Source organism: Pseudoalteromonas sp. DSM 26666, assembly GCF_900116475.1.
GTDB lineage: Bacteria > Pseudomonadota > Gammaproteobacteria > Enterobacterales > Alteromonadaceae > Pseudoalteromonas > Pseudoalteromonas tetraodonis.
In genome coordinates, this window is sequence record NZ_FPAR01000006.1 from 258,626 (window position 1) to 276,233 (window position 17,608).

The window sequence follows — 17,608 nt, forward strand, 5'->3', positions numbered from 1 at the left end:
GCAAATCGCGTTAACGTATGGGAAATCATTGTGCGACTTAAACTAGTTAGTCTATTAATTATATTGTCAGGGTTATCGGCGTGTAGCACAACCGAAAAACCAACTAAAACCAGCGATAACTTAAATAGCAGTGCCAATACGCTGAAAAATGAAGCACTGAACGCGCAATCAATTTATCAATTAGCGCAAAACCGTTTTGGTGCAGATAAAATTCAACTGCTTTATAGTGCCCGTGATAGCGCCATTACTGAAGAAAACTGGCCGCTACTCGAAACAATATGCAGCGAACTTGCACTTACTGCCAGTGTTGATCAAATTCAAAACCGTTTATATATTGCCTTTGCACAAAAAGAGCAGAATAAAAACCAGCAAGCACTTGAAGTATTAAACTCACTTGAGGGACAACTCAAGCAACCCGAACATTTTGCCTGGCACCAATTTTTAACTGCCAGCATTTTTGCTTCTCAAAACTTGCCAAAGCGTGCTGCACCCTATTTTTTTGCGGCGTCAGAATCTGCAACTAAAAACACTATTTCAATTCCTCAGCTTAGTGATGCACTTTGGAAAAATTTAAAGCAACTCTCATCTTACGCATTAGAACGATTTAACCGTGGTTCTGTGATCCAACAAGGTTGGGTTAACTTAGCTTTGTATCATCAAGTTTACGCCAACAGCTCGGTTGATTTAGACCAAGCCATTAATAATTGGCGCCGCCGTTACCTTGGGCATCCTGGTAACAATGTACTGCCAAAACAAGAAACGTATGCTAATGAATTAGCGCCAATTAATATTGAGCGTTTGGTTGTTTTACTGCCTCAGTCAGGTGCTAATAAGCGCCTTGGAGATGCCTTAAAAGCCGGTATATTGGCAGCGCTTGATAAAAAAGAGATCAACGAAACACTGTTTATAGATGAAAACACTGAAACAGAAGCGTTGAGCGCACAAATTTCTCAGTTACAGCCTGACTTTGTTATTGGTCCACTATTAAAAGCCAATATAGATAAGCTCGCTAATACCAATACATTACTCGATATACCCACCTTACATTTAAATACCTTTGATGGCGAAAGAACCTCGCTGCAACATTACTTTTTTGCACTTAATCCTGAACATGAAGTACAGCAAACGCTAGAGCACTTTTTAGCACAGGGTTATCAAAAGCCGATGTTGCTAGCGCCAAATAATACCAATGGCCAGCGCTTAGTTGACTACTTTAATCTGCAGTGGCAACGCTATAGTGAAACAACCACGCAAGTTGGTTTTTACAACGATAACAAAGATATGCCCAATACGATTACTAGCTTGTTAGAAGTTGATAAGTCAAAAGAACGTATTAAATCTGTTAAAGCACTTTTTAATAAAGAAGTTGAAAGCGAAACACGCTCACGTGGAGATATTGATGCCATCTACATACTCGGCGACGCCATTGAAACCCGATTAATTAAGCCTTACCTTGATGTTAATGTGAGTACCTTTGCCGATAGAATTCCTATTTACGCCAGCTCTAAAAGCCACAGTAAGCAAATAGATACCACTGACAAAGGTGATTTAGACGGACTCTACTTTACTGAACTGCCTTGGATGTTAGACTCACAAATTAAGCAATATAATCTGCGTCAGCAATACAATGATTTATGGCCTGAACAAGCCGATATAAGCCAACGTTTATTTGCGATGGCTTATGATTCCGTCACCATGCTTAACGATATTAGACAATTGAGTGTTACACCCGATAAATACTTTTCAGGGTTGAGCGGTAAATTGTCGATTAATAGTGCCGGTGATATTGAACGTTCACTGCAATGGGCTCAGTACAGCAACCGCCGAATAAAACCGGTGGAGTTAAAAACACAACGCCCTGTACCGCTATTTATGCAATCAGCTAACGATGGCATAACCATAATTAACTAAGGGGTCGACATGTCGTGGTTTAAACAGCTGTGGCAAAATAGTCGTGAAAAAGGCCAGTATTATGAGCGCCAAGCGCAAAAGTATTTAGAAGCACAAGGCTTAAAAGCGATTGAGCGTAATTACTACTGCCCCTATGGCGAACTTGATGTCATTATGAAAGACGGTGACACCTTAGTGTTTGTTGAGGTTAAGTTTCGTAAAAATAATATAAAAGGCGGCGCTAATTATGCTTTAAGCCCGCAAAAGCAAGCAAAATTAAGACGAGCTATTTATCATTACCTCGCGGCTAAAAATTTAAAAAATCAGCCATTACGTATTGATTATGTTGCTATAACAGGCGAGCCATCACTACACATAAACTGGCTAAAAAACGTATTTTAATACCGAGCACATACAAATGAGTGAGCAATTATTACAACAGCTAAATGCATTAATGCGTAGTTAAAAATTAACAAGCTGCTTCTAAAAATCATCATCCTTAATAAAGCGGGTGTGAGCTCACACAGAATTAGATATTAATTGTTGGTAATCCATGCAAGACACAATAAAAGAAATTTTTAAAGAAAGTATTCAAGTTCAAATTGCAGCAGGTGAAGTACTTCCTAGCGCATTGGAGTCAGCGGCATTCACCATTGCACAAAGCCTGATCAATGGTAATAAACTGATATGTTGCGGCACAGCAAACTGCCACATGTTGGCACAACACATGGCTGGCGTATTAGTAAACTTTTACGAAACAGAGCGCCCTTGCTTACCTGCAATTGCCCTTTCGCAAGAAAATATTAACCTAGGTCAAGGCCATCAAATAGATGACCACGATACCTTTGCGCGCCAAGTACGTGCCTTTGCTCAGCAAGGTGATTTGCTCCTTGCATTAGCAATTAATGGTAATGAAAAACATATAATTTCTGCAGTAGAAGCGGCACTAACCAAAGATATGAAGGTCATAGTAATGGTAGGTGATGATGGCGGCGAACTCGTTGGCTTACTTGGGCACAACGATGTAGAAATACGTACACCGTCTAAACGCCCTAGTCGCATTATTGAATCGCATTTAGTTAACCTTCACTGTTTAAGTGAATTGGTAGATTTAACTCTTTTCCCGCAGGATGAAAATTATGTTTAAACGCTCCCTGATTATTTTAGGCACCGTTGTGTTATTACAAGGTTGTGCTGCTGCTGTGGTGGCCGGCACAGCCAGTGCTGTTACTGCAGCAAACGATAGACGAACCATTGGCTCGCAAATAGACGACAACAACATTGAAATAAAAGCCAGCATTGCTATTAGTGAAGATGAACGTCTTAATAAGTTTGCTCATATCAGCGTTATAAGCGTTAATGGCGTGGTTTTAATGGTAGGGCAAGTTCCAAACCAAGAAATGAAAAACCAAGCGTTTAAAACCATTGAGAACCTATCTGGCATTCGTAAAATTCACAACCAATTACGCATTGGCTCTAATATTGGTATCACCACGCAAACTCACGACTCATGGTTAACCTCAAAAGTAAAAGCGCAGCTTTTAGCGGCTGAAAACATCAGCAGTAATAATATAAAAGTAGTGACTGAAAATGCCGAAGTATACTTAATGGGGCTAGTGTCTGACGCTGAAGCAAACCAAGCCGTTAATATTGCCCGTAATATCTCTGGCGTAGAGCGCGTTATTAAAGTGTTTGAGTATTTGTAAAGTATCAGGTTCGAGGTTCGAGGTTCGAGGTTCGAGGTTCGAGAAGTTTAAAAACCTTGCGATTTTAACCGCAAGGTTTTTTTATACCTGTAGGCAATGAACCCGCTTAAAAAACCATATACACAAAGAGAAGTGAATGAGGAGTAAATGAGAAAACAATAACCATGAGCCCGAGTGATTAATTGTTTTTTCACTAGCTCTAAAAGCACAGCGTCTCTTAACCTCTTTGTGAATAAATTTATTACCTAAAACCACATGCGCGGAATAAACCCGCTGCTACACCAATCAACCTTAACCCGTTTCTCGCAGCTCGTCGCCCGTGAACTTTCACCTTTCACCTTTCGCCTACTTTTAATCAGGTATAAAAAAACCGCTTATTAAGCGGTTTTTATCTAACATTTACGGGTTATTTTATAACGCGTAAATGTGAGCCTTTTTTCTTTTCAGGCTTAGGATCAGGTGTTTCATCAACTAGTTCAGGTGATGAATCGACACTTTCAAGCTCTGGAGCAAAATCGTCTTCGTCCTCTAAAAACTCATCTGCAGTAAAGACTGTGCCTTCGCCATTTTCGCGTGCATATATTGCAAGTACAGCCCCTAAAGGCACGTACACTTGCATTGGCTGACCGCCAAAGCGTGCGTTAAAGCTAAGCTGAGAATTATCTAACGAAAACTGCGTAACTGCTGAAGGGCTTATGTTCAATACAATTTGGCCGTCTTGGACAAACTGTGTTGGCACTTGCACTGCAGGAAAATCAGCATTAACCACTAAGTGTGGTGTGCATTCGTTATCAACAATCCAATCAAAAAAAGCGCGTAGTAAATAAGGACGATTAGAGGTCATTATAAACGGATCTCACGCTCTGCTTCAGTTAAAGAAGCTTGGAATGATTCACGTTCAAATAAACGGATCATATACTCTTTAAGTTCTTTAGAGCCTGCACCATTTAGCTCAATACCAAACTCAGGTAAACGCCATAATAGTGGAGCTAAGTAACAATCAACCAAGCTAAACTCTTCACTCATAAAGTAAGGCGCTTCACTAAAGATCGGTGCTATTGCAAGTAATGCTTCTGTCAGCTCTTTACGCGCTTGCGCTGCTTCAGACGTGTTGTTAATGATTTTTTCAGCTAGGCTGTACCAATCAGTATCAATACGGTGCATCATTAAACGACTACGACCACGCATGACCGGGTATACAGGCATTAGTGGAGGATGAGGAAAACGTTCATCAAGGTATTCCATGATGATGTTTGCCTGATATAAACCAAGCTCACGGTCAATCAGTGTTGGCACTGTGCCGTAAGGGTTAATTTCGTGAAGTGCTTCTGGCAGATTATCCTTTTCAGCCATATGAATATCTACACTTACACCTTTTTCAGCAAGTACAATGCGTACTTGGTGGCTATACATACAGTTAGCACCAGAAAAAAGGGTCATTACAGGGCGCTTATTGGCAGCTACGGCCATGCCTACCTCCATTAAATAACTAAAACAGCAATAGGGGCTTAAGCCCCTATTGCAAAATTACCTTTAAATATGTTCAAACTTAATGAACATCTCTCCAGTATTCTTTCTTCAGCATAAATGCCAAGATAAATAGAATCACTAAGAATCCAAGTACCTTAATACCTAGCGCTTCCGATTCGAGACGTGTAGGTTCACCTACATACTCTAGGAAATTCGTTAAATCACGAACTGCTTGGTCATATTCATCTACACTTAATTCGCCCGTACCATCTGTTTCTGTACCAGTAATATGAGTGGTTGTTTTACCATTTACTGTTACTTCTTCAGTAATTGCAGTAGGAACACCTTGCAACTCTTGAAGAACATGTGGCATACCCACCGATGGGAATAACGTATTATTTACGCCAAACGGACGAGATTCATCTTTGTAAAACGATTTTAAATAGGTATAAATCCAATCACTGCCACGCACACGCGCAACATTTGTTAGATCCGGCGGAGCCGCACCAAACCATTTTGCAGCATCTTCTTTCTTCATTGCATTATTGATATGACTACCTACTTTTGAACCATCAAAAATAAGTTGCTCTTGACCAATCTCTGTTGGAATACCAATATCGCGGAAAGTACGTTCATAACGTTGATACTGCATTTGGTGACAACCAAGACAGTAGTTCATGAACAACTTTGCGCCACGTTGCAAAGAAGGTTGATCAGATATATCGTTACCCGCTTCCATTAGAGGAACTGACGGGCCTGCCGCCATTGCTGGTAATACGTTTACTGATAAAGCGAATAAACCAATAAGTAGCTTTTTCATCATTTCGTTAACCTCTCAGGCAATGGCTTAGTTTTTTCATTCTTACTGTAAACAAATAACAGTACGAAGAACATAAAGTAAGTCACAGTACAGATTTGCGAAACAAGCGTTTTAAAGTCAGTTTGAGGTGTAGCACCAACCCAACCTAAAAGAACGAAAGTAACTACAAAGCCTGCAATGTTCCATTTGTGGAAACCACAACGGTAACGAACTGAACGAACCGAACCACGGTCAATCCAAGGCAATAATGCTAGCACGACAATAGATGCACCCATTGCTGCAACACCCATTAGCTTGTCTGGAATCGCACGTAAGATTGCATAAAACGGCGTAAAGTACCAAACAGGGAAAATATGCGCTGGTGTTTTAAGTGGGTTTGCCGGTTCAAAGTTTGGCGCTTCTAGGAAGAAACCACCCATTGCAGGCATAAAGAACACCACCCAACAGAACAAGATTAAGAAGCCAACCACACCCACAATATCTTTTACTGTGTAATAAGGGTGGAACGGTATCGCATCAATAATGTCTTTTTTATCTGTGTAGTATTCATGGAACTTAAATTTAGGCTTGTCTTCTTCAGCCAGGGTTCCTTTTTTACGTTTGTTATCAATACCGTCAGGGTTGTTAGAACCCACTTCGTGCAATGCAACAATGTGTAAAAATACTAAGATAACAATAACCAGTGGTAATGCTATTACGTGTAATGCAAAGAAGCGGTTAAGCGTTGCACCCGAAATAACGTAGTCACCACGAATCCACAGTGTTAAATCATCACCAATTACCGGAATAGCGCCGAACAGTGAAATGATTACCTGTGCACCCCAAAACGACATTTGACCCCATGGTAATAAGTAACCCATGAACGCTTCAGCCATTAGGGCTAGGAAAATAAACATACCGAATAACCACAGTAATTCACGTGGTTTTTGGTAAGAACCGTAGATCATGCCACGGAACATATGCATGTAAACAACGATGAAGAACGCAGATGCACCCGTTGAATGCAAATAACGTAATAACCAACCGTACTCTACATCACGCATGATGTATTCTACTGATGCAAACGCACCTTCAGCAGATGGTACATAGTTCATCGTTAACCAAATACCGGTAAGGATTTGGTTAACTAGTACTAACATAGCGAGTGAGCCAAAGAAGTACCAGAAGTTAAAGTTTTTTGGTGCTGGATACTGTGCAATGTGCATGTTCCAAACACGTGTCATTGGGATACGGTCGTCTATCCACTCAACAATTTTTCCAAACATTAGGCCACCCCTTGTTCTTCGCCCACTAAAATAGTGGTCTCATCAAGAAAAGTATATGGTGGAACTTCTAAATTTAATGGTGCAGGTACCGATTGAAATACACGGCCGGCCATATCAAACTTAGAACCGTGACATGGACAGTAAAAACCGTCATCAGTCCCTTCCACTTTCTCACCAAAGCCACCTTGTAAAAAGCTAGGTGAACAACCCAAATGCGTACAAATACCTACAGCGACAAAAATCTCTGGGCGTAATGAACGGAAATCATTGGTTGATGATTCTAATTGTTGTGGCTCTTGCGATTGCGGATCACGAAGTTGACCTTCATGTTCTTTCATCTGCTCAAGCATTTTTGGGGTCCGTGATACAACCCATACAGGTTTACCACGCCACTCGACACGTATTAATTGTCCTGGCTCAAGTTTGCTGATATCTACTTCTACAGGCGCACCCGCAGATTTAGCTCGCTCACTTGGATTCCAAGACGCAATAAAAGGAACAGCAGCCCCAGCCGCACCAACACCACCAACAACAGAGGTAGCTATGGTTAAAAAGCGACGTCGGCCATTGTCTACAGGCGCATTGCTCATCCACTTATCTCCACTATGATTCTCAACACTTGCTATATTGAGAACATCAGTTACAGCAGGTTAATTTTTCGAATTTTAAAAGAGAAACGATCATAATTAAAACCCTTGTTTAAAACAAGGTTATTCACAGCCTCCTGCTCGAATAATCCTGACTTGCTCAAATAGTTGATTAAGTTAGCTCGAGTATGAAACCAAATGACTATAGTATCGCTTCCGTAAAAACAATTTGTAAACAAGTACAATCTCACCAACTAAGTACAGTAACCACTGAATTTGGCGACATTAAACTCATTCACTTTATTTGCCCGCCAATTGTAGCAAAAAAATTCACCAATTAACTGATGGATTTAAACTAATTGCGATAATTATTTAACTTTTTTTGCGTTAGTCGGTCATTTTTAAGCTTTCGTTCAATAAATACGCATACTTGGCCTATTTTGATCAAGCTAATGTCGACATAAGTCTTAAAGGGAAAAGGTTCGGGGTTCGGGGTTCGGGGTTCGGGGTTCGGGGTTCGGGGTTCGGGGTTCGGGGTTCGGGGTTATCATGCATTTTTAATCATAGAAATCAATTTACCAAGCATTTTCCCAATACTCTCACACTCATTTAAAGCGTATTCTGTTTGTTCATAATTAATATGACCTAACTCAAAAGCAATCATTAGCTGAGTTTTTAATTCACCGACAGACCCTTTAGCCACAGAAAGAAAATAAGCTCTTTCTTTATCAGAGTAACGCTCATAGCCCTCTGCAATATTGCTAGGCACTGAAACTGCGCTTCGACACATTTTATCTTTTAAGCCGAAATCCCTCAAAGCAGCAAAGGTTTGGTATACAAACAAACTTAATGAGAAAGACTTTTTCCATACATCTAAACGTTCATACCTCACAACCACTCCTTAGCCTTAATCCCGCTTTCATCATAAACTATAGTAAACATATAATTTAACGCACGGAACTTAATCTCTTTCGCAGCTCGGTTCTCGTAGCCCGTTACTCGAAACTCATTATCTAAAAACAAAAAACCCAGCATAAGCTGGGTTTTTGAATTCTTGATAACGTAAAAATTAACGTTTTGAGAACTGTGGACGCTTACGCGCTTTCTTAAGACCCACTTTCTTACGTTCAACTTTACGTGCATCACGAGTAACGAAACCTGCTTTACGAAGTTGTGGACGTAATGACTCGTCAAACTCCATAAGTGCACGAGTGATACCGTGACGGATAGCACCAGCTTGACCAGTAGTACCACCACCAGCAACGGTGATGTGTAAGTCAAACTTTTCAGTCATGTCAACAAGCTCAAGAGCTTGACGAACAACCATGCGTGCTGTTTCGCGACCAAAGTACTCTTCTAAAGAGCGCTTGTTGATTACGATGTTACCAGTGCCTGGGCGTAAGAATACGCGAGCACTTGAACTTTTACGACGACCTGTACCGTAGTATTGATTTGCCATGATAGTGCTCCTTAAATGTCTAGAACCTGAGGCTGTTGTGCAGCATGATTGTGCTCAGTACCCGCGTAAACTTTAAGTTTACGGTACATAGCGCGGCCTAAAGGACCACGTGGCAACATGCCTTTAACAGCTTTTTCGATGATCATTTCAGGCTTTGCAGCTTGAAGTTTATCAAAAGTAGTAGACTTAAGACCACCTGGGAAACCAGAGTGAGCATAGTACACTTTGTCTTTGAATTTATTACCAGTAACAGTAACTTTCTCAGCGTTAATAACGATGATGTAATCACCAGTATCTACGTGCGGTGTGTACTCAGCTTTATGCTTACCGCGTAGGCGATGAGCGATTTCAGTAGCGATGCGACCTAAAGTTTTACCTTCAGCGTCAACTACGTACCAGTCACGTTTTACTGTTTCTGGTTTAGCAACAAACGTTTTCATTTATAAAAATCCAATGTTTTTCAATTAAAACCACAGGTAGTTATGTTTAACTACCGCTCTAAGTTTGCTACAACCCCTTCGAGTTTTAGACTTTTGCGCCGCTCACAAGTGGCTAAACTATATGAGGACATAGAACGCAACGTGGCAGACGCGGGAGTATACCAGCACTTAAATCACATTGCTACCGGCCGGTTGTTTTTTCCGCAAGAAAAGTTATTACTCAGCGGTCAGCGGTCAGCGGTCAGCGGTCAGCGGTCAGCGGTCAGCGGTCAGCGGTCAGCGGTCAGCGGTCAGAAAAGCTAATTATAATTTTAGATTCGAAAAAAGTACTTTCTTTGCGAAAGTAACTATTTTTTGTTAAAAAAATCTCAACTATACTTTAAAAATTAAGCATAGGGATTTTGCGTTATGAACTTTGAAAACTTAGAGGTATGGAAGCGCTCAGCCCGCCTTAGCGCTGATATTTACAGAAATACACAACTAATTAAAGACTTTAGCTTTAGAGATCAATTAACACGCTCTGGTTTATCTGTTCCTAGTAATATAGCTGAGGGCATGACAAGAGAGAGTGATAAAGAAAAAACACGCTTTTTAGATATCGCTCGCTCTTCGCTTGCTGAGGCAAGAACCCAAATATATATTGGCATCGATATTAACTATATTGATACCGACATAGGTAAGTCTTGGCTAAATGAAACAGTCCAGCTGTCAAAAATGCTAACAAGTTTGATAGCAAAAATAAAAACAAGTGAGTAACCATTCTTACTGACAGCTGAAAACTTACAGCTGACAGCTATTCTCTACTTCTGACACACCTCACAAAAAACGGTGCTGCGTTGCCCTAGGCGAATTTCGGTTAATTCGCTCTCGCAATTTACACAGGGTTGGCCTTTTCGGCCATACACTAATAACTGTTGCGCAAAGTAGCCAGGCTTACCGTCACTTTGGGCAAAGTCTTTTAACGTTGTGCCGCCTTGAGTAATTGCAGCGGCTAAGGTGTCTTTTATAATTGGGATTAACGCTTGGTAGCGCTTAAGGCTTACCTTTCCGGCTTCTTTACGAGGGTCAATACCCGCTTTAAATAATGACTCGTTAGCATAAATATTACCGACCCCCACCACCACGGCGTTATTCATAATAAACTGCTTAACGGGCACTTTTTTATTACGTGATTGCTCATAAACACGTTTAGCAAAAAAGTCATCAGTGAGTGGTTCAGGGCCTAATTTAGCTAGTAGCTTGTGCTCTTCATTGGGTGCTTGCCATAAACAACAACCAAAGCGGCGTGGATCGTTTAAACGCAGTGCTTTGTCGTTCGCTAAAATAAACTCAACATGGTCGTGTTTTTTAAGTGGCTCGGTTTTATTTACAACGCGCAAGTTCCCTGACATCCCTAAGTGCAATATAGCCGCCCCAAGCTCACATTCTAATAGCAAGTATTTTGCGCGGCGTTCAATACTGCTAACCACCAACCCCTCAAGTTGGTATACCTCATCTGGCACAGGCCAGCGCATACTGGCATTATGAATGTTTACCTTAGTAACGACTTGGTTTAGCACATGGGGGGTAATGCCCATGCGGCTAACTTCTACTTCTGGTAATTCAGGCATTTATAAAACTCACTTATGAAAAGGTAAAACTAGGAAATAATTGCTTGGCAGTGCTTAAATCAAGCAACATTAGCCGCTGACTGGTTTTCTCGAGAAGATAATACTCACCATTTGCTTTATATAATAAGTACATCCAAGGTAGGGGCTCACCCGCGAGTTCAAACGTCGCTGCCGATAGTGGCTTATTAATATCAAGCGCATCAGGTGTGGCTGTCGTCATTAACGCTGTATTTTGCCATAAATAAACAAGCTCACTAAGTTGCTGCTCTGAACCTTGCCAACTAAGCGGTACATTTTTTTGCAAAGCAGTAGTACGCCAGCTTGTACCAATACGCTCAATTTTTTGGTCGCTAAATTCAAGTGTTAACACAAAGCTTTGCACAGGAAGTAGTGGCTGCAGTTGCGCCTGCGTTTCATCGGATCCAATCTTTTTATGAAGACCATTTAAAAAGAAGATCATGATCAACATAGAAAAAATAATAACATTGTTCCAACCTTTGCGGCTTAATCGCATATGCAGTTCCTAATTTGTATAAGGTTTTCAAGTTTAGCTAAAACTTAATTGCACTGTCTATATGTTAAAAGCTGCATACTTTGCTAGAATATCGGCAAATTTTAAGGAGTTTAGTCAATGTCAATGTATGTAGTGGGCCATAAAATCCCAGATTCAGATTCAATATGTGGTGCAATTGCACTGGCTTATTTAAAAAACCAAATTGATGAGCCGGCAATTCCAACCCGCCTTGGTGAAGTATCACCAGAAACACAGTTTATTTTAGATAAATTTGGCTTCGAAGCACCTGAGCTTAAACTTAGCTACGCTGGCGAAGACGTTTACATTGTAGACCACACAGAAAAAACCCAAGCACCTGATGATATCGACCAAGCTCGCGTTGTTGGCGTAGTTGATCACCATAAATTAGGTGATTTAACCTCATCAACCCCGCTTGAATGCTGGATCCGCCCTGTTGGTTGTTCTAACACCATTATTAAGATGATGTACGATTTTTATAACGTAGAGATCCCTAAAGATATTGCTGGCATTATGCTTTGCGCCATATTAAGCGACACGGTTATTTTTAAATCACCAACCTGTACCACTGCCGACATTAAATGTGTTGAAGCCCTTGCTGAAATTGCAGGCATTGAAGACTTTAAAGAACTAGGCATGGACATGTTCCGCGTTAAATCAGCCGTTGAAGATACGCCTGTACGTGATTTAGTAATGCGTGACTTTAAAGACTTTAACATGAACGGTAACCTTGTTGGCATTGGTCAGTTAGAAGTTATTGACCTTGCAGTATTTGACGAGATTAAAGCTGACCTTGAAGCTGACATTGCTAAGCTTAAAGAAGAAGGCGGTCGTCATTCAGTATTTTTACTACTAACCGACATTATGAAAGAAGGCTCACAAATGCTGATTGCATCAGACGATGCCAGCCTTGTTGAGCAAGCCTATGGTGAAAAGCCAGAAGACGGTAAAGTATGGCTAGATGGCGTATTGAGCCGTAAAAAGCAAGTAGTACCACCACTACAAGACGCTTTTAAGAACTAGGTTCGAGGTTCCAGGTTCCAGGTTCCAGGTTCCAGGTTCCAGGTTCCAGGTTCCAGGTTCCAGGTTCCAGATATTTAAAAACCTTGCGATTAATATCGCAAGGTTTTTTTATGCCTGTACAGCGGGTTCACCCCGCGTCAATATTTGGTTTTAGGGTTTAGGGCTTAGGTTTAGGTGCCTAACTCGTCGCTCGCAATCAGCACTTAAGCCTTTAACGATATTTTAATCACTACCAAATAAATCGCGTGTGTATACTTTATCTGTTATGTCACTCAGCTCATCAACCATTCGATTAGACACAACAATATCTGAAAGTTGTTTAAACTCATTTAAATCACGGATTACTCGTGAATTAAAAAATACATCATCTTTCAATTCAGGCTCATAAACAATCATTTCAATGTTGTAGCCCATAATACGTTTCATAATCCCTTGAATGGCTGACGCCCTAAAATTATCAGAGTTGGTTTTCATAACTAACCTGTAAATACCCACAACTTTTGGATTACGTTTAACAATTGAGTCTGCAATAAAATCTTTGCGGGTAGTATTGGCATCAACAATCGCACTTATCATATTATTTGGCACATCTTTGTAATTAGCCAATAGCTGCTTAGTGTCTTTTGGTAAGCAGTAACCACCATAACCAAATGAGGGATTATTGTAATGTTCGCCAATTCGAGGGTCGAGTCCCACCCCCTTTATGATCTGCTTACTATTTAAATTATGTGATTCAGCATAGGTGTCTACCTCATTAAAATAAGCAACACGCATCGCTAAGTAAGTATTAGAGAAAAGCTTTATAGCTTCAGCTTCAGTTGAGTCAGTAAAAAGAACCTCTATATTCTCTTTAATAGCGCCCTGCTTTAACAAATTTGCAAATGCAGTGGCGCGTTCACTTTGCTCTCCGACAATAATTCGTGATGGGTATAAATTATCGTACAAAGCCTTACCTTCACGTAAAAATTCTGGTGAAAATAAGACATTATCAATACCAAACTGCTTTTTTATTCGCTGAGTAAAGCGCACAGGCACCGTTGATTTAACTACTATCACCGCATCGGAGTTATACATGAGTGCATCTTTTATAACTGCCTCAACAGAGCTAGTGTTAAAGTTATTCGTATGAGTATCGTAATCGGTAGGTGTAGCAATAATAATGAAATCAGCATCTGTATACGCTTGATTTTTATTTATTGTAGCAGTGAAATTTAAATCATTTCGCTGTAAATATTCACTAATGTAATCATCAACAATGGGGGACTGCTTATTATTTAATAACGCAATTTTTTGTTCGTCTATATCCAATGCAATGACTTCATTATGTTGTGCTAACAACATTGCATTAGATAAACCAACATAACCCGTGCCCACCACTGTTATCTTCATAAGTAGCCTTAAAATAAAAAGTAATGCTATGAATAACAAAAGTATAGTTAAAGCTAAGTTATTGGCAAATAAGGAGCTCTTTTGTTTATAATTTTGTTCCTTACTTTGCACCTCTAAATCATCATGCGCTCTTCGCAACTTAGTATATAACCCATTTAAGTTATGCATGAACTGAGAGAGAAGTGAGCGAAAGTGAGACACCCTTGCTTCACAACTAAACTTTAAATCGCGCTCCTAGCTCGTACTCTTCAACATTCCACTCTCAACCAAACACCTGTACGGCATAAAGCCCCGCCTTCAGTAAAACTCTATATTAACCCTACCCGTAGTCGGGAGTTTACCTCTCGCAATTTCGCTATGGTAACCCACTAAAATTCCAAACTATTAATTGCCTGCTATATTTACTTATAAAATAAAGGCGTTAGGCTCTAAGTGCTAGGCTCGGGCTTCAAGCCGTAACCCGCAGCCAAAACATAAGGACATAAAATGCACATACTTCACCATGGAGCAGTCAATGGCGTGACAGGCTCATGCCACCAGCTGATAATAAACGACCAAAGCTCTTTTCTAATTGATTGCGGACTATTCCAAGGTGAAGATTCTGTAGATGATCTAAGCATTGAATTTAATATAGACACTGTTCGCGCATTAATAGTTACCCATTGCCATATTGATCATGTTGGCCGAATTCCCTATTTGTTAATGGCTGGCTTTAAAGGCCCTATATTTACCTCTGTTGCATCAGCAAGCTTATTGCCTTTAGTCATTGAAGATGCATTAAAAGTGGGCGTTACGCGAGACCAAAAAATAATAGATACCTGCTTAAGGCTGCTTAAACAACAAGTTGTAGCTGTAGACTTTAAAGCTTGGTTTGAGCTTCCTTGCAAGGTGAACACACAGCGAAAGCCCGACTACAACGAGCAGGGCATATTTTAGGCTCCGCTTATGTAGAAATAGATATAAATAGACCAACTCGTAAAGCTAAAAACAGTCATCGGGTCGTATTTTCAGGCGATTTAGGGGCGCCCCATACGCCTTTACTACCCGCACCTAAAGCGCCCTATAAAGCCGATACCTTAGTCATAGAGTCAACTTATGGTGATAAAAATCACCAAGGCCGCAAGCAGCGTACGCAAACCTTAAAAAACGTGATTGAACGCGCTGTTGCCGACAACGGCATCGTTCTTGTGCCTGCCTTTAGTATTGGCCGCACGCAAGAACTGTTATACGAGCTTGAACAGCTAATTCATGCTTCTGCTAAAAACTCACCTTGGCGCACAATACAAGTAATACTCGACTCGCCTATGGCGGCTAATTTTACTCAGCAGTACCGAAAGTTTAAATACTTATGGGATGAAGAGGCAAAACAAAAAGTAGCCAAAGGCCGCCACCCTCTCGACTTTGAAAACCTCACTACAATAAACACCCATAGCGAGCACTTAGCGTTAATAAATTACTTAGCCAGCCGCCAAACACCTGCCATTATTTTAGCAGCAAGCGGTATGTGCACCGGCGGGCGTATAGTTAATTACTTAGAGCGATTTTTAACCGACAAAACCAGCGATGTACTCTTTGTAGGTTACCAAGGGCGCGGCACGCTGGGTCGCGATATACAAACCTATGGCCCACAAAATGGCTATGTGTTGATAAATAATACTAGGGTGAATATTAACGCAAAAATACACACTATAAGCGGTTATAGTGCTCATGCAGATCAGGCAGGTCTCATCAAATTTGTAACCGGTATGCGCAAAAAGCCCAGCCATATAAAAATTGTTCACGGCGATGATGACGCTAAAAATACACTCGCAGCAAAATGCAGAGAAATATTGGGAGATGAGGTGACGGTAGAAATTGGCAAGGGATAGGTTCGAGGTTCGGTGTTAAGCTCTAGGCTCGTAGCTCGCTCCCCGTTGCCCACCGCTCGTCGCCCGCAACCCGCTGCCCTTTAAATCCTGTACAAGCAAGTATATTCACGTATCATTTTAAGGCTAATAAATAAAAGGATACCTCTTGCTTAACCTCCCCCCCACTACGATTGCACTTATTATCGTTTGTAGCGGCTCTATTATTGGGCCGCTTGGCATGGCAGGCGTTAATATCGCGATTCCTGACCTTGCTGAAGATTTACACGCAAGCGCAAAAATGATTGCGTGGATGCCCACCTTGTATTTACTCAGTAGCGTTATCTTTATGCTGCCGTGCGGTAAAATAGCAGACAACTATGGTCGCAAACGCGTGTATGCATTTGGTTTAGGCTTAAATGCACTGGCCTCGCTAATGTGTGCGTTAGCAAACTCTATTGAGTGGGTGCTTTTTTGGCGCTTTATACAAGGGGCTGCAGGCGCCATGATTTTTGGTATAGGCGTTGCCATTATCACCTCTGTTACGCCTGATAATAAACGCGGAATGGCACTGGGCATCTCTGCGGCGTGTGTATACATAGGACTCAGTGCAGCGCCTGCGGTTGGTGGCTGGCTCACTGAAATATGGGGATGGCGCGCTGTGTTTTACTCGCAAATCCCCTTGGTACTTGTGCTACTTATTGCCATTAAACTATTTTTACATGGCGAATGGAAAAACGATAAAAAATCGCCGTTTGACTGGTGGGGTATGGTTATTTTCTCGCTCTTTGCACTGTGCTTAGTATTAGGATTAAGTGATTTACCGAATATAGCTGGCTGGCTATTAACCGCACTTTCAATCATTTGTTTAATGCTATTTATTGTTCACCAAAGTCGCAGTCGACGCCCCTTAATTAGAGTACAAATGTTTTTAGAAAGTCGTGTATTCAGCCTATCGTTGACTACTTCGTTTCTCATGTATGCAAGTAACTTTTCACTGGCCTTTTTGTTAAGTTTGTACCTGCAATATATAAAAGGATTAAGCCCCGCACATGCAGGACAAATAGTATTACTACAAGCGGTTTCAATGGCTATCATGGCGCCCCTAGCAGGTAAACTTGCCGATAAAATACAACCACGCTTACTTGCCACGCTAGGCTGTGTAATTGTTCTGGTTGGATTTTTTCTGTTATCCCAGTTATCGGTTAGTTCAAGCACCGCTTACATTAGCGGCTCACTGTTATTATTAGGGATTGGGTTTGGCTTATTTTCGACCCCTAACAACAATGCCATTATGGGAGCGGTGGATAAAAGTGAGCTAGGTGTGGCGTCTTCCTCAATGAACTTATCACGCACTATTGGTAATTTATTTGGCATGAGCTTAATCAACTTAATTGTGCATTATTACCTTGGTGACAGCACCTTCTCAGCGCAAAATAGCCACGCATTAATGAGCACCATTTCATTGGCGTTTAAAGTGTCATTAGGGTTTGTCATGCTGGCAAGCTGTATTTCTGCGCTACGAGGCCGGGCTTAAAAGGCTGCTAGGTTCGAGCTGCGAGGTTCAAGGTTC

The 17,608-nt window shown here is 41.0% G+C and carries 18 protein-coding genes and 1 pseudogene; 8 read left to right on the top strand and 11 right to left on the bottom strand.

Features of this window, described 5'->3' with window-relative positions:
• Positions 1-30 precede the first annotated feature (30 nt).
• The 4 genes from BM380_RS13045 to dolP all read left to right on the top strand — a co-directional run bounded on the left by BM380_RS13045 (position 31) and on the right by dolP (position 3,596).
• Positions 31-1,911 carry a penicillin-binding protein activator gene (locus BM380_RS13045; protein ID WP_090494730.1) on the top strand — a complete coding sequence of 627 codons (1,881 nt, stop codon included), beginning with the start codon at positions 31-33 and terminating at the stop codon, positions 1,909-1,911.
• A 9-nt stretch (positions 1,912-1,920) separates the two neighbouring features.
• Positions 1,921-2,292, top strand: coding sequence for a YraN family protein (locus tag BM380_RS13050; RefSeq protein WP_013464045.1), 372 nt, complete (start codon positions 1,921-1,923; stop codon positions 2,290-2,292).
• Positions 2,293-2,443: 151 nt separating this feature from the next.
• Positions 2,444-3,037 (top strand): SIS domain-containing protein, encoded by a 594-nt coding sequence (locus BM380_RS13055; RefSeq protein ID WP_013464044.1) that lies wholly within the window; start codon positions 2,444-2,446, stop codon positions 3,035-3,037.
• Positions 3,030-3,596 (top strand): division/outer membrane stress-associated lipid-binding lipoprotein, encoded by a 567-nt coding sequence (gene dolP / locus BM380_RS13060; protein ID WP_013464043.1) that lies wholly within the window; start codon positions 3,030-3,032, stop codon positions 3,594-3,596. The genes BM380_RS13055 and dolP overlap by 8 nt, the downstream gene beginning before the upstream one ends.
• Before the next feature lie 406 nt (positions 3,597-4,002).
• Here dolP and BM380_RS13065 read toward each other — a convergent pair whose 3' ends face one another.
• The 8 genes from BM380_RS13065 to rplM form a co-directional block, all read right to left on the bottom strand.
• Complete coding sequence (locus BM380_RS13065) at positions 4,003-4,440, bottom strand: ClpXP protease specificity-enhancing factor (RefSeq protein WP_028834446.1); 438 nt, start codon at positions 4,438-4,440, stop codon at positions 4,003-4,005.
• Entirely contained in the window at positions 4,440-5,066 is a 627-nt protein-coding gene (sspA, locus tag BM380_RS13070) for a stringent starvation protein SspA (protein WP_013464041.1), read from the bottom strand. Before sspA ends, BM380_RS13065 begins: the two co-directional genes overlap by 1 nt.
• A gap of 79 nt (positions 5,067-5,145) precedes the next feature.
• Positions 5,146-5,889 carry a cytochrome c1 gene (locus BM380_RS13075; protein WP_008110862.1) on the bottom strand — a complete coding sequence of 248 codons (744 nt, stop codon included), beginning with the start codon at positions 5,887-5,889 and terminating at the stop codon, positions 5,146-5,148.
• Positions 5,886-7,151, bottom strand: coding sequence for a cytochrome b (locus BM380_RS13080; protein ID WP_090494731.1), 1,266 nt, complete (start codon positions 7,149-7,151; stop codon positions 5,886-5,888). The genes BM380_RS13075 and BM380_RS13080 overlap by 4 nt, the downstream gene beginning before the upstream one ends.
• Positions 7,151-7,741, bottom strand: a complete 591-nt coding sequence (gene petA / locus BM380_RS13085) for a ubiquinol-cytochrome c reductase iron-sulfur subunit (protein WP_008110867.1) — start codon at positions 7,739-7,741, stop codon at positions 7,151-7,153. The genes BM380_RS13080 and petA overlap by 1 nt, the downstream gene beginning before the upstream one ends.
• Positions 7,742-8,285: 544 nt before the next feature.
• Entirely contained in the window at positions 8,286-8,630 is a 345-nt protein-coding gene (locus BM380_RS13090) for a four helix bundle protein (RefSeq protein WP_090494733.1), read from the bottom strand.
• Between the two features lie 177 nt (positions 8,631-8,807).
• Positions 8,808-9,200 carry a 30S ribosomal protein S9 gene (gene rpsI, locus BM380_RS13095; protein WP_024600778.1) on the bottom strand — a complete coding sequence of 131 codons (393 nt, stop codon included), beginning with the start codon at positions 9,198-9,200 and terminating at the stop codon, positions 8,808-8,810.
• 8 nt (positions 9,201-9,208) lie between these two features.
• Positions 9,209-9,637 (bottom strand): 50S ribosomal protein L13, encoded by a 429-nt coding sequence (rplM, locus tag BM380_RS13100; protein WP_002957960.1) that lies wholly within the window; start codon positions 9,635-9,637, stop codon positions 9,209-9,211.
• A 408-nt stretch (positions 9,638-10,045) separates the two neighbouring features.
• Here rplM and BM380_RS13110 point away from each other — a divergent pair, with 408 nt between their 5' ends.
• Positions 10,046-10,393: a four helix bundle protein gene (locus BM380_RS13110; protein ID WP_028834448.1), complete on the top strand. Its 348-nt coding sequence runs from the start codon at positions 10,046-10,048 to the stop codon at positions 10,391-10,393.
• A gap of 44 nt (positions 10,394-10,437) precedes the next feature.
• Here BM380_RS13110 and mutM read toward each other — a convergent pair whose 3' ends face one another.
• Both mutM and BM380_RS13120 read right to left on the bottom strand, forming a co-directional pair.
• The gene (mutM, locus tag BM380_RS13115; RefSeq protein ID WP_090494734.1) at positions 10,438-11,247 is read right to left on the bottom strand and encodes a bifunctional DNA-formamidopyrimidine glycosylase/DNA-(apurinic or apyrimidinic site) lyase; all 810 of its coding nucleotides are present in this window, start codon (positions 11,245-11,247) and stop codon (positions 10,438-10,440) included.
• Between the two features lie 13 nt (positions 11,248-11,260).
• Complete coding sequence (locus tag BM380_RS13120; protein ID WP_090494736.1) at positions 11,261-11,761, bottom strand: hypothetical protein; 501 nt, start codon at positions 11,759-11,761, stop codon at positions 11,261-11,263.
• Between the two features lie 117 nt (positions 11,762-11,878).
• Here BM380_RS13120 and BM380_RS13125 point away from each other — a divergent pair, with 117 nt between their 5' ends.
• Complete coding sequence (locus BM380_RS13125) at positions 11,879-12,802, top strand: manganese-dependent inorganic pyrophosphatase (protein WP_076922932.1); 924 nt, start codon at positions 11,879-11,881, stop codon at positions 12,800-12,802.
• 222 nt (positions 12,803-13,024) lie between these two features.
• Here BM380_RS13125 and BM380_RS13130 read toward each other — a convergent pair whose 3' ends face one another.
• Entirely contained in the window at positions 13,025-14,191 is a 1,167-nt protein-coding gene (locus tag BM380_RS13130; RefSeq protein ID WP_090494808.1) for a nucleotide sugar dehydrogenase, read from the bottom strand.
• Positions 14,192-14,677: 486 nt separating this feature from the next.
• Here BM380_RS13130 and BM380_RS13135 point away from each other — a divergent pair.
• Together BM380_RS13135 and BM380_RS13140 are read left to right on the top strand one after the other, a co-directional pair.
• Positions 14,678-16,059: pseudogene (locus BM380_RS13135) on the top strand (MBL fold metallo-hydrolase RNA specificity domain-containing protein).
• A gap of 145 nt (positions 16,060-16,204) precedes the next feature.
• Complete coding sequence (locus tag BM380_RS13140; protein ID WP_090494737.1) at positions 16,205-17,572, top strand: MFS transporter; 1,368 nt, start codon at positions 16,205-16,207, stop codon at positions 17,570-17,572.
• Positions 17,573-17,608: the final 36 nt, after the last annotated feature.

Coding starts and splice junctions, on each gene's coding strand:
- BM380_RS13050 (WP_013464045.1), top strand. CDS start 1,921: ATGTCGTGGTTTAAACAGCTGTGGCAAAATAGTCGTGAAAAAGGCCAG.
- BM380_RS13055 (WP_013464044.1), top strand. CDS start 2,444: ATGCAAGACACAATAAAAGAAATTTTTAAAGAAAGTATTCAAGTTCAA.
- mutM (WP_090494734.1), bottom strand. CDS start 11,247: ATGCCTGAATTACCAGAAGTAGAAGTTAGCCGCATGGGCATTACCCCC.
- BM380_RS13125 (WP_076922932.1), top strand. CDS start 11,879: ATGTCAATGTATGTAGTGGGCCATAAAATCCCAGATTCAGATTCAATA.
- BM380_RS13075 (WP_008110862.1), bottom strand. CDS start 5,889: ATGATGAAAAAGCTACTTATTGGTTTATTCGCTTTATCAGTAAACGTA.
- BM380_RS13120 (WP_090494736.1), bottom strand. CDS start 11,761: ATGCGATTAAGCCGCAAAGGTTGGAACAATGTTATTATTTTTTCTATG.
- BM380_RS13130 (WP_090494808.1), bottom strand. CDS start 14,191: ATGAAGATAACAGTGGTGGGCACGGGTTATGTTGGTTTATCTAATGCA.
- BM380_RS13065 (WP_028834446.1), bottom strand. CDS start 4,440: ATGACCTCTAATCGTCCTTATTTACTACGCGCTTTTTTTGATTGGATT.
- rplM (WP_002957960.1), bottom strand. CDS start 9,637: ATGAAAACGTTTGTTGCTAAACCAGAAACAGTAAAACGTGACTGGTAC.
- BM380_RS13110 (WP_028834448.1), top strand. CDS start 10,046: ATGAACTTTGAAAACTTAGAGGTATGGAAGCGCTCAGCCCGCCTTAGC.
- petA (WP_008110867.1), bottom strand. CDS start 7,741: ATGAGCAATGCGCCTGTAGACAATGGCCGACGTCGCTTTTTAACCATA.
- BM380_RS13080 (WP_090494731.1), bottom strand. CDS start 7,151: ATGTTTGGAAAAATTGTTGAGTGGATAGACGACCGTATCCCAATGACA.
- sspA (WP_013464041.1), bottom strand. CDS start 5,066: ATGGCCGTAGCTGCCAATAAGCGCCCTGTAATGACCCTTTTTTCTGGT.
- dolP (WP_013464043.1), top strand. CDS start 3,030: ATGTTTAAACGCTCCCTGATTATTTTAGGCACCGTTGTGTTATTACAA.